The organism is Pseudomonas sp. CGJS7 (assembly GCF_036961695.1).
The window spans coordinates 127,974-149,619 of sequence record NZ_JBAMDI010000009.1; the positions used below are offsets into that span (position 1 = coordinate 127,974).

Annotated in this window: 23 protein-coding genes; 12 read left to right on the forward strand and 11 right to left on the reverse strand. The window is 69.5% G+C overall.

All coding sequences use genetic code 11. The features are described from left to right. Positions 1-41: 41 nt before the first annotated feature. Positions 42-1,109, forward strand: coding sequence for a DNA topoisomerase IB (locus tag V7787_RS08525; RefSeq protein WP_336087200.1), 1,068 nt, complete (start codon positions 42-44; stop codon positions 1,107-1,109). Between the two features lie 16 nt (positions 1,110-1,125). On the opposite strand, the gene V7787_RS08530 is transcribed toward V7787_RS08525, so the two are convergent. The 6 genes from V7787_RS08530 to V7787_RS08555 form a co-directional block, all read right to left on the reverse strand. Beyond that, on the reverse strand, positions 1,126-1,563 hold the full coding sequence (locus V7787_RS08530; RefSeq protein ID WP_336087202.1) for a barstar family protein: 438 nt from the start codon (positions 1,561-1,563) through the stop codon (positions 1,126-1,128). Then, positions 1,560-2,024, reverse strand: coding sequence for a ribonuclease domain-containing protein (locus tag V7787_RS08535; RefSeq protein WP_336087204.1), 465 nt, complete (start codon positions 2,022-2,024; stop codon positions 1,560-1,562). The genes V7787_RS08530 and V7787_RS08535 overlap by 4 nt, the downstream gene beginning before the upstream one ends. A gap of 89 nt (positions 2,025-2,113) precedes the next feature. After that, positions 2,114-2,527, reverse strand: coding sequence for an I78 family peptidase inhibitor (locus V7787_RS08540; protein WP_336087206.1), 414 nt, complete (start codon positions 2,525-2,527; stop codon positions 2,114-2,116). 249 nt (positions 2,528-2,776) lie between these two features. Further along, positions 2,777-3,082, reverse strand: coding sequence for an I78 family peptidase inhibitor (locus V7787_RS08545; RefSeq protein WP_336087210.1), 306 nt, complete (start codon positions 3,080-3,082; stop codon positions 2,777-2,779). 346 nt (positions 3,083-3,428) lie between these two features. Then, positions 3,429-4,502: a ribonuclease H-like domain-containing protein gene (locus V7787_RS08550; RefSeq protein ID WP_336087212.1), complete on the reverse strand. Its 1,074-nt coding sequence runs from the start codon at positions 4,500-4,502 to the stop codon at positions 3,429-3,431. After that, complete coding sequence (locus tag V7787_RS08555) at positions 4,499-6,976, reverse strand: DEAD/DEAH box helicase (protein WP_336087214.1); 2,478 nt, start codon at positions 6,974-6,976, stop codon at positions 4,499-4,501. The genes V7787_RS08550 and V7787_RS08555 overlap by 4 nt, the downstream gene beginning before the upstream one ends. Positions 6,977-7,098: 122 nt before the next feature. Between V7787_RS08555 and V7787_RS08560 the strand changes: the two genes are divergently transcribed. From V7787_RS08560 to V7787_RS08570, 3 genes are all read left to right on the forward strand, one after another. Further along, a complete protein-coding gene (locus tag V7787_RS08560) occupies positions 7,099-7,611 on the forward strand; it encodes a YcxB family protein (protein WP_336087216.1) in 513 nt (170 codons plus the stop codon). An 80-nt stretch (positions 7,612-7,691) separates the two neighbouring features. Beyond that, a complete protein-coding gene (locus V7787_RS08565; RefSeq protein ID WP_336087219.1) occupies positions 7,692-9,155 on the forward strand; it encodes an Hsp70 family protein in 1,464 nt (487 codons plus the stop codon). Positions 9,156-9,233: 78 nt separating this feature from the next. Then, on the forward strand, positions 9,234-9,863 hold the full coding sequence (locus tag V7787_RS08570; RefSeq protein WP_336087220.1) for a DUF938 domain-containing protein: 630 nt from the start codon (positions 9,234-9,236) through the stop codon (positions 9,861-9,863). Positions 9,864-9,867: 4 nt separating this feature from the next. Here the strand turns inward: V7787_RS08570 and V7787_RS08575 are convergent, their stop codons facing one another. Together V7787_RS08575 and V7787_RS08580 are read right to left on the reverse strand one after the other, a co-directional pair. Then, positions 9,868-10,476, reverse strand: a complete 609-nt coding sequence (locus V7787_RS08575) for a YiiX family permuted papain-like enzyme (protein WP_336087222.1) — start codon at positions 10,474-10,476, stop codon at positions 9,868-9,870. Beyond that, positions 10,477-11,031, reverse strand: a complete 555-nt coding sequence (locus V7787_RS08580) for a GNAT family N-acetyltransferase (protein ID WP_336087224.1) — start codon at positions 11,029-11,031, stop codon at positions 10,477-10,479. 95 nt (positions 11,032-11,126) lie between these two features. Here V7787_RS08580 and V7787_RS08585 point away from each other — a divergent pair, with 95 nt between their 5' ends. Continuing rightward, positions 11,127-11,978, forward strand: a complete 852-nt coding sequence (locus V7787_RS08585) for a nucleotidyltransferase domain-containing protein (protein WP_336087226.1) — start codon at positions 11,127-11,129, stop codon at positions 11,976-11,978. A gap of 10 nt (positions 11,979-11,988) precedes the next feature. On the opposite strand, the gene V7787_RS08590 is transcribed toward V7787_RS08585, so the two are convergent. The 3 genes from V7787_RS08590 to V7787_RS08600 all read right to left on the reverse strand — a co-directional run bounded on the left by V7787_RS08590 (position 11,989) and on the right by V7787_RS08600 (position 14,356). Further along, positions 11,989-12,615: a thymidine kinase gene (locus V7787_RS08590; RefSeq protein WP_336087228.1), complete on the reverse strand. Its 627-nt coding sequence runs from the start codon at positions 12,613-12,615 to the stop codon at positions 11,989-11,991. Between the two features lie 82 nt (positions 12,616-12,697). Continuing rightward, the gene (locus V7787_RS08595; RefSeq protein ID WP_336087230.1) at positions 12,698-13,489 is read right to left on the reverse strand and encodes a hypothetical protein; all 792 of its coding nucleotides are present in this window, start codon (positions 13,487-13,489) and stop codon (positions 12,698-12,700) included. Between the two features lie 114 nt (positions 13,490-13,603). Further along, positions 13,604-14,356: a hypothetical protein gene (locus V7787_RS08600; RefSeq protein ID WP_336087232.1), complete on the reverse strand. Its 753-nt coding sequence runs from the start codon at positions 14,354-14,356 to the stop codon at positions 13,604-13,606. Between the two features lie 120 nt (positions 14,357-14,476). Here V7787_RS08600 and V7787_RS08605 point away from each other — a divergent pair, with 120 nt between their 5' ends. The 7 genes from V7787_RS08605 to V7787_RS08635 all read left to right on the forward strand — a co-directional run bounded on the left by V7787_RS08605 (position 14,477) and on the right by V7787_RS08635 (position 21,608). Continuing rightward, positions 14,477-16,456: a UvrD-helicase domain-containing protein gene (locus V7787_RS08605; RefSeq protein ID WP_336087234.1), complete on the forward strand. Its 1,980-nt coding sequence runs from the start codon at positions 14,477-14,479 to the stop codon at positions 16,454-16,456. A gap of 288 nt (positions 16,457-16,744) precedes the next feature. After that, positions 16,745-17,770, forward strand: coding sequence for a DUF4272 domain-containing protein (locus V7787_RS08610; RefSeq protein WP_336087237.1), 1,026 nt, complete (start codon positions 16,745-16,747; stop codon positions 17,768-17,770). Between the two features lie 240 nt (positions 17,771-18,010). Next, a complete protein-coding gene (locus V7787_RS08615) occupies positions 18,011-18,517 on the forward strand; it encodes a GNAT family N-acetyltransferase (protein ID WP_336087239.1) in 507 nt (168 codons plus the stop codon). A 70-nt stretch (positions 18,518-18,587) separates the two neighbouring features. Further along, complete coding sequence (locus V7787_RS08620) at positions 18,588-19,064, forward strand: RidA family protein (RefSeq protein ID WP_336087242.1); 477 nt, start codon at positions 18,588-18,590, stop codon at positions 19,062-19,064. Further along, on the forward strand, positions 19,022-19,606 hold the full coding sequence (locus tag V7787_RS08625; RefSeq protein ID WP_336087244.1) for a hypothetical protein: 585 nt from the start codon (positions 19,022-19,024) through the stop codon (positions 19,604-19,606). Before V7787_RS08620 ends, V7787_RS08625 begins: the two co-directional genes overlap by 43 nt. Positions 19,607-19,722: 116 nt before the next feature. After that, a complete protein-coding gene (locus V7787_RS08630; protein ID WP_336087245.1) occupies positions 19,723-20,580 on the forward strand; it encodes an alpha/beta fold hydrolase in 858 nt (285 codons plus the stop codon). A 101-nt stretch (positions 20,581-20,681) separates the two neighbouring features. Then, complete coding sequence (locus tag V7787_RS08635) at positions 20,682-21,608, forward strand: 5'-nucleotidase, lipoprotein e(P4) family (protein WP_336087248.1); 927 nt, start codon at positions 20,682-20,684, stop codon at positions 21,606-21,608. Positions 21,609-21,646 lie beyond the last annotated feature (38 nt).

The following is a 21,646-nucleotide window of genomic DNA, read 5'->3' on the forward strand; positions in this document are numbered from 1 at the left end:
ATTCGACGCGTCCTTGACGCACCGGCCCGTATTGCTGGGGCATGAGCGCGACCGCAGTCCCCGCCGCAAGCAACCGCCGCGCCGCGCGCGCGGCCGGACTGCGTTACGTCAACGACGGCGAGCCGGGCCTTGCGCGGGTGCGCGCCGGCCGCGGCTTCGCCTATCGCGATGCGCGCGGGCGGGCGGTGCGCGCGGCCAAGACCTTGCAACGCGTGCGCGCGCTGGCGATCCCGCCGGCCTACACCCAGGTGTGGATCTGCGCCGACGCGCGCGGCCATCTGCAGGCCACCGGCCGCGACGCGCGCGGGCGCAAGCAGTACCGCTATCACCCGCAATGGCGGTCGATCCGCGACGAAGGCAAGTTCGAACGCGTCATCGCCTTCGGCAACGCCCTGCCGGCGTTGCGCCGGCGCGTGCGCGGCGATCTCAAGCGGCCGGGCTTCCCGCGCGAGAAAGTGCTGGCGATGGTGGTGGCGGTGATGGCCGAAACCCTGCTGCGGATCGGCAACGACGAATACGCGCGCAGCAACCGCTCCTTCGGCCTGACCACGCTGCGCAACCGCCACGTCGAGTTTCTGCGCGGCGGCCGCGCGCGCTTCCGCTTCCGCGGCAAGGGCGGGCTGGCGCAGCAGGTCGAACTCGACAACGCGCGGCTGACCCGGTTGGTGCGCGCGTGTCAGCAACTGCCCGGGCAGGCGTTGTTCCAGTACCGCGACGACGAGGGCCGGGTGCAACCGGTGGATTCGGGTGCGGTCAACGAGTACCTGCACGAAGCGATGGGCGCGGACTTCACCGCCAAGGATTTCCGCACCTGGGGCGGCACCCTGGCCGCGTTCCGGCGGCTGGCCGGGTTGCCGCTGCCGGCGCCGGCGCGCGGCGGCAGGATCAGCGAACGCGCGTTGAAGGCGAGCGAGACCGCGGTGATCGCCGAAGTCGCGCAGGCGCTGCGCAACACCCCGACCGTGTGCCGCAAGGCTTATATCGATCCGGCGGTGTTCGCCGGCTGGCGCGAGGACCGATTGGCGCGCTACGCCCGCGGCGCGCGCGGCGAGTTGCAGTGGGAGCGCGCGGCGTTGCGGTTCTTGCGCGCGCAGCGGCGCGCGGGGTGAGCGCGCGCGCGGCGGCTTATGGCGCCATCTGCGCCAGTTCGGCTTCCGGCAACGGCAGCAAGGCCCAGAACGGCACCCGCGCCTTGGCCCAATCCTGGGCGGCGTCGTTGAGGATTTCGATCAGCACCGACGCCTCGTCGGCATGCGCGGCCTGCCACGGCCCGGCGCGCTCGATCAGCAGCAGATAGCCCGGCGCGGGCCACCACGACAAATCGTTGACGCTGTCGCTCAACGCGTCCCAGTTGCCGCCGAACCATTCGGGAAAGCGCAAGCCGCGGGCGATCCGTTCCAGCGCATCGTCCTTGCCCGCGCAGCCGGCGAAGTCGATCCGCGCGACCGCGAAGTCGAGTCCGGCGGCGGCATCGGCCAAGGCCTGCGCGTCGCGGGCGTCGACGAAGTAGGCGCCGGCCTGGGCCGGATCGGCGAGCAGTTCGCTCGGGTCGACGGCGCTCATCGCGCGGCTCCTTGGGACGGGGGATCGAAACGGCGGAAACTGCGGTAGTGGTCGTCGCTGTAGTAGTACTCGCTGGGCGGATCGCCGCCGGTGACGATGCGGCGCGCGCCGCGATCGTCCGAACCGGGCGTTTCGACGGTGTACTCGCGGTAGTAGCCGCGCGGTTGCGGCGGCAGCCGGCGCTCGCGGTTCTGGAAGGTGCTGCCGTCCTGGCGATGTTCGAACGGGCCGCCGTCGGCGATCCGGCGCAGCACGTCGTGGGCTTCGCCCGGCAGGAACGCGGGATAGTCGGCGTCGGCCTGCGCGGGGCGGGCGGCGCGCGGCGCCGTGGCGTCGGCGACCGGGCCTTGCGCTTGCGTGCGCGGATCGCCGGCACCGCGCGGCGCGTTGTTCCAATACAACGCGCCGAGGATCAGCGCCGCGGCGATGAGCCAAAGATAACGGGGCGCGAAGGCGCGCATCGGCACAGCTCCTACCAAAACGATTGCGCCAGTTTAGGCCAGCGCATGGCGTTCATGCGCCTGCGCCGGCGGCGCCGTGCGCGTTGGCTTCAGCCGCAGCCCACTTCGACGATGACGTTGTTGGCGTCGACGTGCACGTTGACCCGGCCGTCCAGGTATTCCTTGGTGATCGCCTGACCGGGCTTGAGCACGCGCACGCTGTGTCCGCCGGCGGCGATGCGGATGCGCTCGACGGTGGCGGCGTCGGCGCTCTTGCCGACCGCGGCGGCCTGCGCGGCTTCGGCGTTGCAGCTCGGCGGCTTGGGCATGGGCGCAGGCTGGGCAGGCGCGGCGGGTTCGGCCGCGGTTTGGCCGGCGGCGGCGTTTTGCTCGGCCGAGCTGGGCATCGAATCGGCGGCGCGCGGGCTGGCGCAGGCGCTCAGCGCCAGCGGCAATGCGGCCAGCAGCAGCAAGCCCGCGAGCGGGCCGCGCAAGGCGGCGTGGGCGTCGGTTCGGTTCGGCATGGCGATGTTCCTCGCGGTGCGCGCTCGGCGCGATCCGGCGAGCCTGCGCCGGCTTGGCTGTGTCGCGGGTTAACGCGGCGCGCGTTCGGCGCGAATCCGCGACTGGGCGCACAGGCTGGAGCGATGCGGCGGCGGCGCGCTTGGCTGCGCTGCCGCGTTGCAGCACGCCGGTTGCGAGGCGCGGGCCGCGCAACCGGTGAAATCGCTACGGCCGATCGCGGCCGCAGCGATGGCCAGGCGAGTGCGAACTCAGCCGCAACGCAGGCCAGTGATCGCGCCGCGTTCGTTGACGTCGATGTTCAAACGGTCGGGGCGGAAATCCATGGTCGCGGCCATGCCCGGCTTGAGCACGCGTACATCGCGGCTGCCGGTTTCGGTGCGGGCGCGTTCGACCGTGGCCTGGTCCGGCGCGCGGCCGATCGCCCAGCGCGCGGCTTCGGCGTTGCAGGCGGCCGGGCTGATGTTGGTCGGCGGAATCGGCGTCGCGCAGGCGGCCAGGATCAGGCTCAGCGCGGCGACGGGCAGGGCGGTGCGGACAAACGATTGCGAAGACATGGCGATGCTCCTGGCGAGGCTCGTCGGGATCGGTGCCGCGAGCCTGCGGCCGGCGGCGTGTTCGGCGCATGAAGGCCGGGCGGGGAGTGTAGCGAGTCGGTGCGACGTCGCGAGGTGGGCGATCAGCCGGGATTCACGGTTGCGTAACTGTTGCGAACCGGGTTGCGATGCGCCTTGTCGATGAAGCGACGTTGCGCGGTGCGAGTTTCGCCGTTGCCGCGGTGTCGTGGTCGCGGCTTGCGCCGCTCCTACAGGGGCTGCGGATCGATCTGGGCTACCTGTAGGAGCGGCGCGAGCCGCGACCGCGGGACAACGCTTGCTGCGAAGGTTTCATCCTTGCGGCGGCTCACGCGGCAACCACAGGCTCGGCATCCGCGCGTTCGCGATGGCTCTGGATCAATCGAAGCAACAGCTGCGCCAAGGTCGCTACGTCCTGATGGTTGTGCGCGGCCACCCGCCGCAACAGCGACGAAGAGCCGCCGCGCAGGTAGTGCAGCCACGCGGCCGGTGCCTGCGAGCCGGGCAGATCGTCTTCGCGCACGATCCGCAGCAGTTCGCGCTCGATCGTGGCCAGGCGGCAGTTCTCCCACACGCCGCGGTACATGCGCCGGGTCGGGAACAACAGGTCGACGTGGTCGAGCCCGCTGAGCGGATTGGCGATGCGCGCCAGGCGGTAGCGCGTGTTCAACAGCGGCGCGTCGTAGCAGCGGCCGTTGTAGCTCGACAGCACCGTGTCCGGTGCGATCCATTGCGCGAACGCGCGCAGCATCGCCGGTTCGGCCGACAGGGTGGAGATCATCAGTTGGCGGATGCGCAGGCCGTCGCCGTGGAGCGGATCGCGATGCCAATCGGCGGCGCCGATCATGAAGGCGCGGGTGCCGGTGCCGCCGGCCAGGCCGGTGGTTTCGGTGTCGAAGAACAGCAGGCGGCGCGGGTCGAGGCTGTCGTCGGGGCGTTTGGCGAAGGCCAGGTTCAAGGCCGACTCGGTTGCGGGCAGCGGCAGGTGCGCCTGGATCAGGTGCAGGCCGGGGGCGATTTCTTTGCCGGGGAGGGAGCGGTCGGGCTTGCTGCTGCGTTGTGCGGCGGTTCGCGTGAGCGACGCGTGCGTGGGGGCCGGATCGGGCGGCGTCGCGGGTTTGCGTTCGCGTAGCGCGATCAGGCGGCGGAGTGCGTCGATGTCGGGGCGGGAAGAGCGAATCTCCCCCAGCCCCTCTTTTCCAAAGAGGGGAGTGCTGGCGTTGGCGGCTTGGGGGGCGGGCTCGGCTTCGGGGCTTGCGAATGATTCGGCAGATCGCGACGCAACCGCTTGTCTCCCCTCTTTGGAAAAGAGGGGCCGGGGGAGATTCGCTTTTTCCGCAACAGCCTCGACACTCCCCGCCTGCCGCCGCAACGCACGCAACTTGGCCAGATCGATGCTCATGCGCCGTCGGCTTCGCTCAACAACCGCAACACCTGCAAGGTCAGCGCCTTGGGCGTGACCGACTGACCGGTTTCATCGCTCGCCAACACCGGCCCGACACAGGCCGGGCAGCCGGCACGGCAATCGCAGCGGCCGACCAACTCGCCCGCGCGCGCGATCAACTCGGCCTGCCGCAGCCACAACGGTTCGCTCAAACCCACGCCGCCGGGGAAGTTGTCGTACAGATACACCGTCGGCACGAACTGCTGCACTTCCAGCATCGCCGTCGACCCGGTTTGCGCCAACTCGTGGCCGCCGCTTACCTGCCCGCGCCCGTCCTTGTCCTGGGTGGCGAACCACGCGCCGTCGCCGTTGCCGACCGATTTCTGCAGATCGCGCGCATCGGCCATCACCGCCACGGTGGCGACGATGTGCAGCGCGTGGGCGGCGCCGAGAAACCCGTCGAGCGCGTCCTGCTTGGAAGAAAAGCGCGACAGCAACACGCCCTGCGGCAATTGCCACCACACCGCGGTGGTGTGCAGTTCCTGATCGGGCAGGTTGACCGGCCCGTAGCCGATGCTCTCGTGGGTGTAGTAACGGATCTTCTTGTAACCGGCCACGCGCCGCACCACGTGCACTTCGCCGTGATGGCTGTCGCCGCGGCCGGCATCAACGCCGTCGAAGCGTTCCAGCACCTTGAGCTTGGTGTAGTCGATCGAGTCGGTGTAGTAGTCGACGTGGGTGCGCACCACAAAGGCCTTGCGGCCTTCCCAGTCCAGCCGTTCGACTTGATACGGCACCGACTGGATCATGTGGATCGCGCCTTCGTACAAGGTCAGCGCGGCGGCCGAGTAATCGACTTCGGCGATGATGGTCTGGCGCCCGCCGCTGCGGTCGACCACGACGAAATTGCCGTCGGCGACCGAACGCAGGCTCACCGCGTTGGCCGGATAACTGTCGGCGATCCACTCCCAGCGCTCGCCCTCGCGATGGACCACGCCGGTTTCGGCCAGCGCCTGCAGGAACACTTCCGGATCGATCGGGCCGAAGCCTTCGCCGTGCTGGAACGGCAGCTCGAACGCGGCGCAGCGGATGTGGTCGAACAGGATCAGCGGCTGATCCGGCGCGATCCGCGCGTGTTCGGGCGAGGCGTCGGCGAAGAAATCCGGATGCCGCACCACGTATTGGTCCAACGGTTGCGAACTGGCCACCATCACCCCGAGCGAAGGCTGCTGGCGCCGCCCGGCGCGGCCGAAGCGCTGCCAGGTGGCGGCGACGGAACCGGGATAGCCGTTGAGCACGACCACGTCCAGGCCGCCGATGTCCACGCCCAGTTCCAGCGCCGAGGTCGAGACGATGCCGTCGATGCGGCCCTCGCGCATCGCCCGTTCGGCCTCGCGCCGCTCGCTGGGCAGATAGCCGCCGCGGTAGGCGCGGATGCGCGCGGGTTTGCGCGGGTCGTGGTCGAACACGTCCTTCAGGTACTTGGTCAGCACCTCGACCATCAGCCGGGTTTGCGCGAACACCAGCGTCTTCAATCCGGCCTTGATCGCGATGCGGGCGATGCGGTTGCTCTGCGAACGCGCCGAGGCGCGCAGGCCGAGGTCGGCGTTGACCACCGGCGGGTTCCACAGCAGCACGTGCTTGTCGCCGGTCGGCGCGCCCGAATCCAGGATTGCCCGCACCGGGTGTTCGATCAACGCCTCGGCATGCGCCTGCGGATTGCCGATGGTGGCCGAGCACAGGATGAATTGCGGTTGCACGCCGTAGAACGCGCAGATGCGGCGCAAGCGCCGCAGCACCCCGGCGACGTGGCTGCCGAACACGCCGCGGTAGGTGTGGATTTCGTCGATCACCACGTAGCGCAGGTTTTCGAAGAACTGCGCCCACTTGGTGTGATGCGGCAGGATCGCCTGATGCAGCATGTCCGGATTGGACACGACGATGTCGCCGTGCAGGCGGATCGCCTGGCGCGCATCGCCCGGGGTGTCGCCGTCGAAGGTGAAGGCTTTGACGCCGAGCTCGCCGGCGCGGTTGAGTTCCAGCAACTCGGCGACCTGATCCTGGGCCAGGGCCTTGGTCGGAAACAGGTACAGCGCCTTGGCGCCGGAGGTCATCGCCGCGGCCACCACCGGCAAGGTGTAGCACAGCGATTTGCCCGAGGCGGTGGGGGTGACCACGGCGATGTGCTCGCCGGCCTGGGCGGCGTCCCAGGCTTCGGCCTGATGGCTGTACAGACGCTCGATGCCGCGCGCGCGCAGCGCCGCCTTGAGCGGCTCGGGCAGAGCCTCGGGCAGCGGCGCGTAACGGCCTTCGCGGCCGGGCAGGGTGAAGCGGCCGGTGATGCGGTCGCGGTAACGCCGCTGCAGCCGGTCGGCCAGGGCGCCGCCGTGGCGGGCGTCGACGGTTTCCTCGCTCTCGCTGCGGGCCAGGGCGCGGGCGCTGGCGGCGGAGGGCACGAGATCGCGCGAGGACGGGTCGATCAGAGCGGACATGGCGCGGCGTCGGGGTGGAAGGCGTCTGGTTGTACGCGACGGCAATCTCAGTGTGTGAGACGGCGGCGTGGCGGTGGTCGCGTCCGCTTGCCGCTACACTCGCGGCCGCAAGGAGATCGGTCGTGAGCGAATCGCAAACCAAACATCGGGTGGTGTACACCGAGGCCATGGCCAAGGACGCGGTGCGCGCGTTCGCGTGGAAGCGCGCGGTGGTCGCCGAGAAAGGCCTGTGGGCGGTCGAGGCGCTGTTGCTGGCGCTGGTGGTCTTCCAGGTCTGGCAAGGCGAGCGGGCCTGGTGGATCGGCGCGCTCGGCATGGTGGTGTTGCTGCCGCCGCTGTTGTTCGGGACGGTCTGGTTCGTCCACCACCGCAATACCGTCGGCCGGTTTCGCAAGATGGCCAAGCCCGAGGCGCTGATCGCGTTCGAACAGGACGGTTTGGCGATCGAGTCCGATCTCGGTTCGGGGCGAATCCCGTGGTCCAGCCTGACCGAGGTCTGGGAACGTCCGGGCTACTGGATGCTGTTCACCGCCCCGGCCCAGTTCTTCACCTTGCCGGTGGCCGATCTGTCCGAACCCGACCTGACTTTGCTGCGCGAGCGATTGCGCGCCGGACGCGCCGCGACGGACCCGTAGCGGCCGAACAGCGGCGGGCGATTCATCCTTCCGGCGGATCGGCCCTGTATCCTTGCCCGCCGCAAAACCGCCCCAGTCCCATGAAGATCGGTATCGATTTCGGCACCAGTTACTCCGCCGCCGCCGCGGTGATCGACGGACAGGTGCGCACCGTGCGTTTCGGCGAGGACCAACAGTTCCGCACCACGGTGTATTTCCCCGAGGCGGTGCCCGACCCGAGCCAGTTCGAATTGACCGATGCGCTGGAAGCGCAGGTCGATGCCCTGGTCCGCAGCGCCCGCGCTCAGCAGACCCGCGCCGGCAACGAGGCCCAGGCCGCGCGCCGCGAACAGGCCGCGCGCTTGCCGGCCGATCAGCGCGAGGCCGCGCTGGCGGCGATCGCCGCGCCGGTGCAGCGTTCCGACGCCGACCTGCGCCGCGAGGCGATCCGCGCGGTGCGCCGGCAATGGCTGGAAGAACAGGTGCGCGAGGCGCGCGCCAGCGCCGCCAGCCTGCAGAACGCGGTCTACGGCGAGGACGCGGTCGAGGCTTACCTCAGCGAAGGCTTCGGCAATCTGGTCCAGTCGCCCAAGTCGATGCTGGGCTATCAATTGGCGCCGCACGTGCGCCAGACCATCGTCGGCATCGCCGGTTACATCCTCGAACACATCCGTCTGAGCGCCAGCCAGCAACTCGGCGCCAACGTGCGCGCGGCGGTGTTGGGGCGGCCGGTGCAGTTCCGCAGCTCGATGGGCGCGGCCGGCGGCGATCAGGCCCTGGAGATGCTGCGCGAAGCCGCGGCCGGCGCGGGTTTCGACGAAGTGGAGTTTCTCGAAGAACCGGTGGCCGCGGCGCTGGGCTATCACGCGCAGAGCGCGCAGCGGCATCGCACCTTGGTGGTCGACATCGGCGGCGGCACCACCGACATCACCCTGGCCGAGGTCGGCGGCGCGGCCGAACCGCAGGTGCTGGCGTCCTGGGGCATCGCCCGCGGCGGCGTCGACGTGGACTTGTCGTTGAGTCTGTCGCGCTTCATGCCGTTGTTCGGCAAGGGCGCGACCCGGGTGCCGGCGCATCATTACGTCGAGGCGGCGACGGTGCACGACGTGGTCCGGCAACGCGATTTCCAGCGGCGCGATGCGTACCGCGAAATCGACGCGCCGTTCGGCGCGCGCCTGATCGCGCTGCAGCAGCCCGGCAATACCACCCGGCTCAGCCGCGCGGTGGAATCGGCCAAGGTCGAGCTGAGCGCGCAGAGCCATCATCGCGCCGGGCTGGAGTACATCGAGCCGGCGTTGGAGATGGCCACCGCGGGAACGGATCTGGCGACCGCGGCTGAGCCGTTCCTGGGTTATCTGACCGACTTGTTGCGTGAAGTCGCCGAGGACATCGACGCACGCCTGGGCGATGCGCCGACCGCGGTGTTCCTGACCGGCGGCATGTCGCGCGCGCCGTACGTGCGCGAGGCGGTGCAGGCGTGTTTCCCGCAGGCGCGGCTGGTCGCCGGCGATCCGTCGCTGGGCGTGGTCTCGGGCCTGGCGTTCGCGGCGATGCGGGCCGGCTGACGCCGCCGAAGTTGCGGCGGCGACCGCGATGCGACGACGATGCTGGGGCCCGCCACTGATCGCCACCCAATCGCGCCCATGTCCGAACGTCTGTATTCGCCGTCGTGCGATCGCAACCGCGAACCCATTCTCGCGGTGCTGCAGCAATATTTCGCCGACCGGCGCCGCGTGCTCGAAGTGGGCAGCGGCACCGGCCAGCACGCGGTGCATTTCGCCGCGGCGATGCCGTGGCTGCGCTGGCAATGCGCCGACCAGGCGGAGTATCTGCCGGGGATACGGCTGTGGCTGGACGATGCGGGATTGGCGAACACGCCGGCGCCGCTGGAACTGCAAGCGGTGGCGACGCCGGTGCCGGGATTCGAGCCGTCGCCGCGCTCGGCCGCCGACGCCGGCTTCGACGCGGCGTTCAGCGCCAACACTTTGCACATCATGGGCTGGCCGCAGGTGCGCGGTTTCTTCGCCGGCCTGGACGCGGCGCTCGCGGATGAGGCGACGGTCGCGGTGTACGGGCCGTTCAATTACGGCGGCGAATTCAGCAGCGACAGCAACCGCGCGTTCGACGGCTGGTTGAAGGCGCGCGATCCGGCCTCGGGCGTGCGCGATTTCGAAGCGGTGGATGCGTTGGCGGCGGGGATCGGCCTGCGCCTGATCCAGGATGTGGCGATGCCGGCGAACAACCGCTGCCTGATCTGGCGCCGACAGGCCTAGCGGCTTACCCGCTCGCCGCCGTGGTCAGCAGCGGCGAATCGAACATCGCTGCCGGCGAGATCACCGGTTCCGCCAGCGGCACGCGCTGGCCGTAGCGTTCGCGCAGTTTCGCCCGCACCGCAGGATCGTTGAGTTCGAAATCGCCGAGCCGCTGCAACCGGCCGATCCGCACCCCCAGCGCGCGGTCGTACAGCTTCCACACCAACTCCGAGCAATACAGCTTGCGGTCCGACCATTCGAAGGTCAGGTCGTAAGCGCGGCCGCGGAACGCGCCGGCCTGCTCGCGCAGGCGCCGCTGCTGCTGCGCGCTCAGCGGCGTGCGCAAACGCTTGAGCACGTAGCGGCCGCCTTCGCCGCGGGCGATCCAGCGTTGCAGCGGCGTGTACACGGTCGGGCCGATGGCTTCAAAGACATACGGTTTGCCGTCGCGGTGCAGGACCACGCCCATGTGGCTGTAACGCGAGCCGGTGGCGCGCTGGATCGCCAGGCTCTGGGCCGAACGCGAGACGTGGAAGATCAGATCGCCGTCGCGCACCGCCGGCGCCCGCGCCTGCGCGCCGCAGGCGCACAGCAGCGACAAGGCGAGCGCGGCGGCGGCGAAGCGGATGCGCACTCAGGCGTCGCTGCTCTCGGTGGCGCGCGAATCGGCGGGCACGTCGATTGCGGCGGTATCGGTCGAGAACAGGCGCAGGTCGTTGTCGCCGATCCGGATCATGCGCTGAAAGCCCAGGCCCAGCCGCGACAGCACTTTGATCGACGCCAGATTGTCGGGGTTGGTGATCGCCAATACCCGCGGCAGCGCCAGGGTCTTGAGCCCGTAATCCAGCGCCGCCGCGCCGGCTTCCACCGCGTAACCGCGCGACCAATGCCGCGGCAGGAAGGCGTAACCCAGGTCCGGGTCGGGCAGGGTGTCGCGCTTGAGCAGGCCGCACAGGCCGATGGCCTCGCCGCTGTCGCGCAGGTTCACCCGCCACAGGCCGTAACCGTGGCGGGCATAACTCTGCACCGGGCCGTCCTGGATATAGCCCACCGCGGTGTCGAGATCGCGCACGCCGCGGTCGCCGATGTTGGCCAGGAAGGACGGTTCGGTGAGCAGTTCGAGAATGAAGGCGGCGTCCTCGGGGGTGAGTTCGCTCAGCAACAGGCGTTCGGTCTGGATCGTCGGCATCGGCGGATCGGTCGGGGTGGGCGTTGCGGGCAACGATACGGCAGGGTGATCGCGGATTGTGAGATCAGCATGAAGCCGATGCGCGGCTACACTGCGTGGCCCGACCCACCGCCTGCGCCGCCATGTCCGATCCGCACCCGATCCACCCCATCGCCGAGGACAAGCGCCAGGCCGTGCTCGACGCGCTGGCGGCGATCGAGCGCGAGCACGAGGTGCGGATCGTCTACGCCTGCGAATCGGGCAGCCGCGGCTGGGGCTTTTCCTCGCCCGACAGCGACTACGACGCGCGCTTCGTCTATGTGCACAAGCAGCCTTGGTATCTGAGCGTCAACGAGCGCACCGGGCCGGGCGAGGCGCAGCGCGATGTGATCGAGCTGCCGATCCACAGCGACCTGGACGTGAGCGGCTGGGATCTGCGCAAGGCGCTGCGGCTGGTGTCCAAGTCGAATCCGACCTTGCTGGAGTGGCTGCGCTCGCCGATCGTGTACCGCCAGGATGAGGCAATGGCGACCGAGCTGCATCGGCTCGCCGAGCGTTTCTATTCGCCGGTCGCGGCCTGGCATCATTATTTGAGTTTGGCCAGCGGGACGTTCCGTTCGCATCTGGGCGGCGACAACATCCGCACCAAGAAATATCTGTACGTGCTGCGGCCGGTGCTGGCCTGTCAGTGGATCGAGTGCGAGCTGGGCGCGCCGCCGATGGCGTTCGAGTTGCTGCTGGAGCGCTTGCTGCCCAGCGGGCCGGTGCGCGAGGCGATCGATGCCTTGCTGGTGCGCAAGCGCCGCAGCGCCGAGGTCGAGGCCGGGCCGCGGGTGCCGGCGCTCAGCGATTTTCTCGCCGCCGAGCTGGAGCGGATGAACGCGCAGCCGCCGCGGCTGGCGGCGGGAGAAGGGCGCGGCGAGGAACTTGATGAGTTTTTCCGCGCGGCGTTGAACCAGAAGAGCTAAGCGGCGAAGGTTATTTCGACAACGGCAACGGCTGCTGCAACGGCTCGATCGTCCCCTCGCCGCGCATCACCTTCTTGTACTCCGCGCGCGACACCGAGATATAACGGTCGTTGCCGCCGATCTCGACCTGCGGACCGTCCTGCACCGCGCGCCCGGCTTCGTCCACGCGTACGGTCATGGTGGCCTTCTTGCCGGAATGGCAGATGGTCTTGATCTCGGTCAGCTCATCGGCCCAGGCCAGCAAATACTGGCTGCCTTCGAACAGCTCGCCGCGGAAATCGGTGCGCAGGCCGTAGCACAGCACCGGGATGCGCAATTCGTCGACGATCTCGCTGAGCTGCCAGACCTGGGCGCGGCTCATGAACTGGGATTCGTCGACCAGCACGCAATGCAGCGCGCCGCGCGCGGCGATGTCGGCGCGGATCAGCGCTTCCAGGTCGGTGTCGCGATCGAACGCGGTGGCGTCGGCGCGCAAACCGATGCGCGAGGCGACCGTGCCGCTGCCGGCGCGGTGGTCCAGGCGCGGGGTCAGGATCGCCACGCGCATGCCGCGCTCCTGGTAGTTGTGCGCCGACTGCAGCAGGGTCGTGGTCTTGCCGGCGTTCATCGCCGAATAATAGAAATAGAGCTTGGCCATGCCCGCAGTTTAGGCCGCGCGGGCGCGGCGCTACAGACTTGACGCTGGGCCGATCGCGGCGGACCGTCCGGCGGCGCGCCGGTCAGGGCTTGGGCGCGGGCGCCGGTTCGGCCTTGGGCGACGGCGCCGACGGGAGTTTCTCGGCTCCGGGTTCGCCTTTGCTCATCGCCTCGATATCGCCGACGTTGACCGTGCCGCCGAAGCGCCGTTTCCAGAACTTGTCCTGCCGCGCCCAGTACTGCTTGGGGTCCCAGTTGGCGTGCACGTACAGGCCGCCGAGCTTGCTCTGCTCCTGGAACATGCCTTCGTTGCCGCTGCTGGCGCCGACGCCGACGTCCACGCCGATATGGCTGCCGGTGATCTGATTGCGCATCCGGGTCAGGCGCTGCGCGTAGCGCGGCTTGACCGCCGGATCGCCATAGACCGCGTAGACCGCCGGGCCTTGCTCCAGCGCGCGCTGGCGTTCTTCGGCGGTCATCTTGGCCCAGTACTGCTCGCGCAAGGAGACCAGATCGCGGTAACCGCGCTCGGCCGCCAGGTCCATCCAGATGTAGGCCATGGCCCGATCGGCCGGCGCGCCTTCGCCCTTCCAGTACATTTCCGCGGCCAGGCCCTGCGAGGGTTTGTCGCCGAAATAACCGCCGCGGCGGTAGTGCTGCAACGCGGTCTGGTAATGGCCGCGCTTGTAGGACTCCATGCCGAGCTGGCGATAGCCCACGTCCGGGTGCAGTTCCATGTAGCCGACCTCGGCCATGAGCGGATCTTCGGCCGGATCGACCGAAGGCGCGGGCATGGGCGGCGCGGCATGGACGCAGGTCAGGGCCAGGGTCCAGGCCGCGGCGAGAACCAGGGTGAGGCGGGAGCGGGCCATCATGGCGGTGTTCTCCGTTTACGCGCCGGCCGGACGCGTTTCGGGCCGAGCGTAGCAGCCTGTCGCGGCGGCAAATAGTGACTTTGGCGGGGGGCCGCCGGGCCGATCCGGGCTGGCTCAGGGCCGGCCCGGAGACAGGTTTTGCGGGTCGCCGATCTCGACCGCGCCGTCGCGCTGCCAGACCGCGTCCTCCACCGCCCAATAGCGTTTGCTGTCCAGGCGCCAGTCGGCGTACATCGGCTCCAGGCCGATGGCGTTGGAGCCGCCCCAGTCGCCGTCGCGCGAGGCGTAGACCTGCAATTTGCCGGTGCTCAGGCCGGTGCGGGTGCCGGTCATGCCGGCGCGGGCGCGGGCCAGGGCGCGTTCGAAGCGCGGCTTGGCCGCGGCGTCGCCGTATTGGTCGAACAAGGCGATGCCCTCGCGCTGGGCGCGTTCGCGTTCGGCCGGATCGAGTTCCTGCCAGATCTTTTCGCGCAGCAGTACGAACTGCGGGTACATCCGTTCGGCAGCCAGATCGGCCCAGACGTAGGCCAGCGCGCGGTCCTGCGGCAGGCCCAGGCCGTGCCAATAGATCAGGCTCAGCCGGTGCTGCGAATACTTGTCGGCGTAACGCGCGGCCTGACGGAACTGCTCGGCCGCCTCGCGCCATTGGCCGCGGCCGGCGGCGGCTGCGGCGTACAGGCGGTGTTGCTCGTTGGGGAAGTGGGCGGACAGCCGCTGGCGGTTATCGAAGTCGTCCAGGCTCATCCGGTCGGTGTCGGCGCTGGCCGCGCGCTCCGGCGTCGGCGCGGCGTGGGTCTGGGCGGCGGCCGACGCGAGCGGCAACGCCAGCGCGATGCCTGCGGCCCAGCGCGCGAATCCCGTTGCCATCACCGCCTCCGACCGCCCGGAACCGCCCGGGCCTCGCCCGCGCCCAGGGTAACCCCGGCGCGGTCGTCGCGGGCGGTTAGACTGTGCGGCCGATCCGGCTCCGCCGACGACTCAGTTTCCATGCACGGCCTCAATCCCCCCCAACGCGCCGCCGTCCTGCACACCGATGGCCCCTTGCTCGTGCTCGCCGGCGCCGGCAGCGGCAAGACCCGGGTGATCGTGGAGAAGATCGCCCACCTGATCGCCTCCGGCCGGATGCCGGCCAAGCGCATCGCCGCGATCACCTTCACCAACAAGTCGGCCAAGGAAATGCGCGAGCGCGTGGCCAAGCGGATCAAGGGCGACGCCGCCGACGGCCTGACCATCTGCACCTTCCACGCGCTGGGCCTGAAGTTCCTGCAGTTCGAACACGCCAAGCTCGGCCTGCGCCGCGGCTTCAGCGTGTTCGACAGCGACGACAGCAACGCCCAGATCAAGGATTTGCTGCCGGCCGGCACCAAGCCCGACGTGCTCGACGACATGCGCAATCTGATCTCGCGCGCCAAGAACGCCGGCCTGTCGCCGGCGCAGGCGCTGGCCGAGTCGCGCAGCCCGCGCGAGATCGAGGCGGCCACCATCTACGAGATGTATCAGGCGCGCCTGACCACCTTCAACGCGGTCGATTTCGACGATCTGATCCGCCTGCCGGTGCAGTTGCTGGAAGCCGACAGCGAGGTGCAGTTGGCCTGGCGCGAACGCATCGGCTATCTGCTGGTCGACGAGTGCCAGGACACCAACGACGCCCAGTACCGCTTGCTCAAGGCCATCGCCGGCCCGCGCGGCTTGTTCACCTGCGTGGGCGACGACGACCAATCGATCTACGCCTGGCGCGGCGCCAACCCGGACAACCTGCTGGAACTGGGCAAGGACTATCCGGCGCTGGAGATCGTCAAGCTCGAACAGAACTACCGCTGCAGCAACCGGGTGTTGCGCGCGGCCAATGCCTTGATCGCCAACAACCCGCACGAGCACCCCAAGACCCTGTGGAGCGACCAGGCCGACGGCGAGCGCATCCGGGTGTGGGAATGCCGCGACAGCGCCCACGAGGCGGAGAAGGTCGCCAGCGAGATCCAGTTCCTGGCGCAGAAGAACAATGCGCCGTGGATGGATTTCTGCATTCTGTTCCGCGGCAACCACCAGAGCCGCGCGCTGGAAAAAGCGCTGCAGCTGTTGCGGGTGCCGTACCACGTCAGCGGCGGCACCGCGTTCCTGGAACGCGGCGAGGTCAAGGACGCGCTGTCGTGGCTGCGCCTGATCGCCAACCCCGACGACGACGCGGCGTTCCTGCGCGCGGTGACCTCGCCCAAGCGCGAGGTCGGCGCCACCAGCCTGTCCAAGCTGGCCGAGATGGCCCAGCACGCGCAGATTCCGATGTCGCGCATGGCCGAGTCGATCCACGCGATCAAACAGCTGACGCCGCGCGCCGGCAACGCGCTCGACGGCTTCGTGCAGATCGTGCGTTCGCTGCGCGAAGAGGCCCAGCGGATCTCGCCGGGCGAACTGGTCGGCGTGCTGGCCGAACGCAGCGGCTTGCTCGCCGCGATCCGAGCGCAGTGCAAGGATGAGGCCGGGTTTCAGCGGCGCAAGGAAAATCTGGCCGAACTGTCGGGTTGGTTCGACGGCGGCAAGGGCTCGGGCCCGGGCGAGTTGGCGGCGCAATTGGCGCTGCTGTCGCACGCCGACAAGGGCGAGGCGGGCAATCAGGTGCGGCTGATGAGCCTGCATGCGGCCAAGGGCCTGGAATATCGCTACGTGTTTATCGTCGGCGTGGAAGACGGCAACCTGCCGCACGACGCGAGTCTGGACGAAGGCCGTCTGGATGAAGAACGCCGCTTGATGTACGTGGGCATCACCCGGGCCAAGGAAGCGTTGTACCTGTCGCATGCGCGCGAGACGCAGCGCTGGGGCGAGCGCATCCGGCTCAAGCCCAGCCGTTTCATCGATGAGTTGCCGGCCGATGAGTTGCAGCGCGATGGGGCCGATCCGGTGGCCGATGCGGCGCGTAAGCATGAGCGGGCTACGGCGGGGTTTGCGGCGATCAAGGCGTTGTTGGAAGGCTGAAAGGCTGAAAGGCTGAAAGGCAAGAGCGAATCCCCCCTGCCCCCCTTTTTCAAAGGGGGGAACAGCACGGGGCGAATGAGGATGGCGACGCGATCTTGCGATGCCACGCTTGAAACAACGCGCAGACAATTCGCCCCCTTTGCAAAAGGGGGCTGGCGCCTGCGTCGCCACGATCGCGCGACATCGCCTAATGCGCCGGGGGATTTGCCCCAAGACGAACGCAATTCGCAAACCCCCGCCACCCGAATCGGCTAGGCTTGCCGCCACCATCCCCCGATCGCGCACGCCATGGCCCTGCTGATCAACGCTTACTCCACGCTCGCCTCGCCGCCGCAGCCCGAGTTCCTCGCCGCCGCGCCCTCGCGCCGCGACCGCAGCGACCCGGAACTGGTGCCGCATCTGCAAGGCTTCGTCGGTTACGTGCTCAGCACCGTCAGCGAAGGCATGGACGCGCGCACCTTCGGCGTGCTGCGCCATCTGCAGCGGGTGCAGACCCATTACAGCTTCGAAGTCGAGGACACGGCGTTCGACGCGCTCGCCGCCTGGGGCGAGGCCGCCAACGTGCTGTGCTTCCTGCCCGACGGCAGCGTGCGCGACGCCGCCGGCAACGTGTTGGTGAGCCGCGGCGAGCCGCCGGTGGAAGCCGACGCGGCGCTGCCGTATCCGCCCGACGCGCGCGCGCGCAAGCAACGCAGCGAGGCCGAGCTCAAGCAACTGGGCGCGCAACCGCCGGCGCATCTGCCGCCGGTGCTGGGCGAGGGCGAGGTGCGCTTGCGCACGCCGCAGGAAGCCATGCGCCGCATGCTCGCCTTGTGCGCGGTGGCGGTGCGCGCGGAATCGCTGAGTTCGCAGCGGCTGTCGGAGCAGGAGATCCGGGCCAAGCTCGGTCCCGGCGTCGACGCGCTGACTCCGGCCGAGCGCGCGTTCATCGCCAGCGACGCGCCCGACGAAGAATCCTGGGCCAACCAAGGCTGGCGCTACGAAAGCGCGGCGCTGCTGCAATGGGCGCTGGGCCTGAGCGAGCGGCTGCCGCCGCCGACCGCGATCTGCGAGGCCGGCGCCATCGCCCGCGTCGCGATCGAACACGCCGACCCGGCCCGGATCGAGGCCGCGCGCTTGCGCCCGGTGCCGGAGCTGCTGGACGCGCTGGACGCGGTGTATCGCCGGCATTGGCTGGTGCGTCAGGCGCGCCTGGACGAACGCGAGCCGGCGGTCGGGTTGCATCCCAGCGTCGTCTACGAGCGCCACTACGCGTTGAATTGGCTGCTGCGGTTCGATGAGCAGGATTGGGATGAGGTCGGCACGCCGACCTGAGCGACGGGGCATCGGGAGCCTGGCCGTATCGGCCACGACAGCGCGCGGAGCTTTCGGCTTTCGCCGTTGTCTGCGTTTTGCGGTCGCAGCTCGCGCAGCTGCTACAGCCAGCGCCCGATCGCGACGCGAGCCGGTTGCCCCTGTAGGAGCGGCGCGAGCCGCGACATCGCCAATCGAGTCACGGCGCGCGCATGACATCCGATCATCGTCCGCCCGCCGCGCTTCACGCATACTCGCGGCATGAACCTGAGCCTCCATCCCGTCACCGCCGCCGACCATCCCGCGGTGCTCGCCCTCAACCTGGAAGCCGAAGCCCTGATGAGCCCGCTGGACGCCGCGGGCCTGGCCCGGCTGGACGGCCATTCGGTCTATCACCGCATCGTCCGCGACGGCGATGAGGTGGTCGCGTTCCTGCTGGCCCTGCGCGAAGGCGCCGACTACGACAGCCCCAATTACCGCTGGTTCTGCGAGCGCTATCCGGCGTTCCTGTACGTCGACCGCATCGCCGTCGCCGCCAGCCATCGCGCGCGCAAACTCGGCAGCCTGCTCTACGACGACCTGTTCGCCTTCGCCCGCGAACGCGGCTTCGGCGCGATCGCCTGCGAGTTCTACATCGAACCCTTCAACCAAGCCTCCAGCCGCTTCCACGCGCGCTACGGTTTCGCCGAAGTCGGCACCCAATGGGTGGCGGGCGGGACCAAGCGGGTGTCGTTGCAGATCGCCGAGGTGGCGGCCGCCGCGGGCTGATCCGGCGGCGCTTGTCTGCGCCGCGCCGGCGGCCGATGATCGGCGCACTATGCCGACGCTGGAGATCCGCATGCGCCCGCTCCGATCGATCGCTCTGCTGTGCCTGTCGTTCGCCCACGCCGCCGTCGCCGGCGAGGCGGGCAAACCCGAATTCCTGCGTTCGCCCGACCCGGCCGCGGCCTCGCTGCCGTTCTCCGAAGCCGTGCGCAGCGGCGACCTGCTGTTCCTGTCCGGGCAGATCGGCACCGTGCCGGGCAAGAACAACGCACTGGCCGAAGGCGGGGTCGAAGGCGAGGCCGAGCAGACCCTGAGCAATATCCGCAGCGTATTGGAACGCCACGGCGCGTCGATGCGCGATGTGGTCAAGTGCACGGTGTTCCTGGCCGATATCCAGGATTGGCCGGCGTTCAACCAGGTCTATCGCAAGCACTTCAGCGCGCCGTTCCCCGCGCGCAGCGCGCTGGCGGCCTCGGGCCTGGCCCTGGGCGCCAAGGTCGAAGTGGAATGCATCGCGCACGCGCCGCGCGCGGCGGACAAGCCGCGATGATGCGCGCCGCCGGCGTGCTTCTCGCCGCCGCGCTGTGGCTGACGGCCGCGCCGGCGCGGGCGAACGAATCCGAAGAGGGGTATACGCCGCCCGGCGCGACGCTGTCGGAGCCGCGCGCGCATCCGGACTGGCCGTGTCTGGCCTCGCTGCTGCAGCAGATCGTCGACGACGACGAACGCGCGCGCGGCGTCAACGTCCTGCACGTCGGCCGGGTGGTGTCCAAGCACGGCGACCGCGACGATTTCGTCCGCGTGTACTGGCCGCAACGCCGCGCGCTGCTGCTGGTGTCGATGAATCGCGCCGGTTGCGCCGATCCGAATCGTCGCTACGACTCCGCCGCGCTGGGTTGGTACCGGACCAAGGCGCGGATCGATCTGGATCGCGATGTGGTGCCCACCGCCGCCGACGTCAACGGCAGCACCTATCTGGTCTCGCGTCCGTGGGTGGACGCGACGATCGCCGAATGCACGCGACACGGCACCGCGCTGAAGCTGCGGCGCTCGCCGCGCCGTCGCGGCGATACGGATGCCGACGCCGGCTAGCGGCGACGCGCGAAACACAGTTCGCAACAATTCGCCGCTGGACAGCGCGCACCTCGGCGCCGAAGCTGATCGCAGGAGCGGATTGCGCTCGCACGAATCACAAGGCGGATAGGGCGATGTCGTTGCGCACGGTCGACAACCAATGGGGCGAACTGCACACGCAGGCGTTCGGCGATCCCTCGCATCCGCCGGTCATTCTGGTGATGGGCGCGATGGCGTCGATGCAATGGTGGCCGCAAGCGTTTTGCGAGGCGTTGGCGCGGGCCGACTTGTACGTGATCCGTTACGACCAGCGCGACACCGGCCTGTCCACGCACTGCCCGCCGGGCGAGCCGGACTACAGCCTCGCCGATCTGGCCGACGACGTGTTCGCCATCGCCGACGCTTACCAAGCGCGCGCGGTCCACGTGGTCGGCATGTCGATGGGCGGGATGGTCGCGCAACGCGCGACCCTGGCCCGGCCCAAACGCGTGCTCAGCCTGAGCCTGATCAGCACCTCGCCGCTCGGCATCGAGGGCTTGCCGCCGATGAGCGCCGCGTACGCCGAACATTCGGCCAGCGGCGAGTCGCTGGATTGGACCGATCCCGAGGCGGTGCTGGAATTCATGGTCCGCGATGCGGCCGCGATCGCCAGCACCGCGCATCCGCACGATGCCGAGGCGATGCGGGCGTTCATCCGCGCCGACATCGCCCGCGCCCGCGGCTTCGCCAGCGCGACCAATCACTTCATGCTGGTCGACGGCGCGCAGTCGCCGCCGCGGCCGCTGAGCGAACTGCGCGTGCCGGTGCTGGCGATCCACGGCAGCTCCGATCCGATCTTCCCCTTCGCCCATGCCGAAGCGTTGGTGGCGGCGGTCGACGGCGCGCGGCTGGTGCGGATCGAAGGCGGCGGGCACGAACTGCATCCGGCCGATTGGGCGCAGACGATCGAGGCGATCGCCACCCATACCGCCGGGATAGCCGCGCCGCGATAGCCGTAGCCGACGGGGCCGGGAAGGGCGCTCGCCACGCCGCGCAATCGACATGCTTTTGGCTCGGGGCCTACACTCGCGCCTTTCCCACGGACCCACCGCGCATGCAGATCCGCGCCCTGCCCCTGACCGTTCTCGCCGCCGCGCTCGCGCTGGCGGCCTGCAAACCCCAGCCGGGCCGTCCCGCCGAAGCGCCGGCCCCGGCCGAGGCCAAGCCCGCGGCGGCGGCGCCCGCCGATGCCGCCAAGCCGGCCGTCGCCGCCGACGACAACCTCAACGCGGTGCTGTGGATGCAGCGTTCGGTCGAGTACCGCGCCAGCACCGAAACCATTTACCGCGCCGCCGCCGACAAGCTCGACGTCGCGCTCAAGCAGCCCAACTGGGATGCGCTGGTGCCTGAGGAGCGCGGCAACCCGGTCAAGGGCCTCAAGCCCGCGGTGGTGATGGACGTGGACGAAACCGTGCTCGACAACTCGCCCTATCAGGCGCGTCTGGTCCGCGACGGCAAGGAATACGACGAAGTCACCTGGGACGCCTGGGTCGCCGAGAAAAAGGCCAAGCCGCTGCCGGGCGTGGTCGATTTCGCCAAGGCCGCGCAGGCCCGCGGCATCACCATCCTGTACCTGTCCAACCGCGCCGTGCACCTGAAGGAAGCGACCCTGGCCAATCTGCGCAGCGCCGGCCTGCCGGTCGCCGACGACTCGGTGTTCCTCGGTCTGGGCACGGTGGTCGAAGGCTGCGAACAGAACGGCAGCGAAAAGAATTGCCGCCGCCTGCTGGCCGGCAAGCAGTACCGCGTGCTGATGCAGTTCGGCGACCAGATGGGCGACTTCGTCCAGGTGGTCGCCAACACGCCCGAGGGCCGCGACGCCCTGCTGAGCCAGTACCACGACTGGTTCGGCGAGCGTTGGTGGATGCTGCCCAACCCCAGCTACGGCTCCTGGGAAGCGATGACCTTCAACAACGACTTCAGCCAGCCGCGCGAGACCCGCCGCCAGGCCAAGCGCGCGGCGCTGGATCTGGCGCCCTGAGTCCGTCTCAGCCGTCGCGGCGATGTTGCAATTTAGAA

Excerpts from the sequence above, each read along its gene's own strand:
- V7787_RS08565 (WP_336087219.1), top strand. The coding sequence starts at position 7,692 with ATGAAGATCGGTATCGATTTCGGCACCAGTTACTCCGCCGCCGCCGCG.
- V7787_RS08550 (WP_336087212.1), bottom strand. The coding sequence starts at position 4,502 with ATGAGCATCGATCTGGCCAAGTTGCGTGCGTTGCGGCGGCAGGCGGGG.
- V7787_RS08525 (WP_336087200.1), top strand. The coding sequence starts at position 42 with ATGAGCGCGACCGCAGTCCCCGCCGCAAGCAACCGCCGCGCCGCGCGC.
- V7787_RS08590 (WP_336087228.1), bottom strand. The coding sequence starts at position 12,615 with ATGGCCAAGCTCTATTTCTATTATTCGGCGATGAACGCCGGCAAGACC.
- V7787_RS08615 (WP_336087239.1), top strand. The coding sequence starts at position 18,011 with ATGAACCTGAGCCTCCATCCCGTCACCGCCGCCGACCATCCCGCGGTG.
- V7787_RS08635 (WP_336087248.1), top strand. The coding sequence starts at position 20,682 with ATGCAGATCCGCGCCCTGCCCCTGACCGTTCTCGCCGCCGCGCTCGCG.
- V7787_RS08530 (WP_336087202.1), bottom strand. The coding sequence starts at position 1,563 with ATGAGCGCCGTCGACCCGAGCGAACTGCTCGCCGATCCGGCCCAGGCC.
- V7787_RS08600 (WP_336087232.1), bottom strand. The coding sequence starts at position 14,356 with ATGGCAACGGGATTCGCGCGCTGGGCCGCAGGCATCGCGCTGGCGTTG.
- V7787_RS08535 (WP_336087204.1), bottom strand. The coding sequence starts at position 2,024 with ATGCGCGCCTTCGCGCCCCGTTATCTTTGGCTCATCGCCGCGGCGCTG.
- V7787_RS08625 (WP_336087244.1), top strand. The coding sequence starts at position 19,022 with ATGCATCGCGCACGCGCCGCGCGCGGCGGACAAGCCGCGATGATGCGC.
- V7787_RS08540 (WP_336087206.1), bottom strand. The coding sequence starts at position 2,527 with ATGCCGAACCGAACCGACGCCCACGCCGCCTTGCGCGGCCCGCTCGCG.
- V7787_RS08620 (WP_336087242.1), top strand. The coding sequence starts at position 18,588 with ATGCGCCCGCTCCGATCGATCGCTCTGCTGTGCCTGTCGTTCGCCCAC.
- V7787_RS08610 (WP_336087237.1), top strand. The coding sequence starts at position 16,745 with ATGGCCCTGCTGATCAACGCTTACTCCACGCTCGCCTCGCCGCCGCAG.
- V7787_RS08580 (WP_336087224.1), bottom strand. The coding sequence starts at position 11,031 with ATGCCGACGATCCAGACCGAACGCCTGTTGCTGAGCGAACTCACCCCC.
- V7787_RS08630 (WP_336087245.1), top strand. The coding sequence starts at position 19,723 with ATGTCGTTGCGCACGGTCGACAACCAATGGGGCGAACTGCACACGCAG.
- V7787_RS08595 (WP_336087230.1), bottom strand. The coding sequence starts at position 13,489 with ATGATGGCCCGCTCCCGCCTCACCCTGGTTCTCGCCGCGGCCTGGACC.
- V7787_RS08545 (WP_336087210.1), bottom strand. The coding sequence starts at position 3,082 with ATGTCTTCGCAATCGTTTGTCCGCACCGCCCTGCCCGTCGCCGCGCTG.
- V7787_RS08555 (WP_336087214.1), bottom strand. The coding sequence starts at position 6,976 with ATGTCCGCTCTGATCGACCCGTCCTCGCGCGATCTCGTGCCCTCCGCC.
- V7787_RS08570 (WP_336087220.1), top strand. The coding sequence starts at position 9,234 with ATGTCCGAACGTCTGTATTCGCCGTCGTGCGATCGCAACCGCGAACCC.
- V7787_RS08605 (WP_336087234.1), top strand. The coding sequence starts at position 14,477 with ATGCACGGCCTCAATCCCCCCCAACGCGCCGCCGTCCTGCACACCGAT.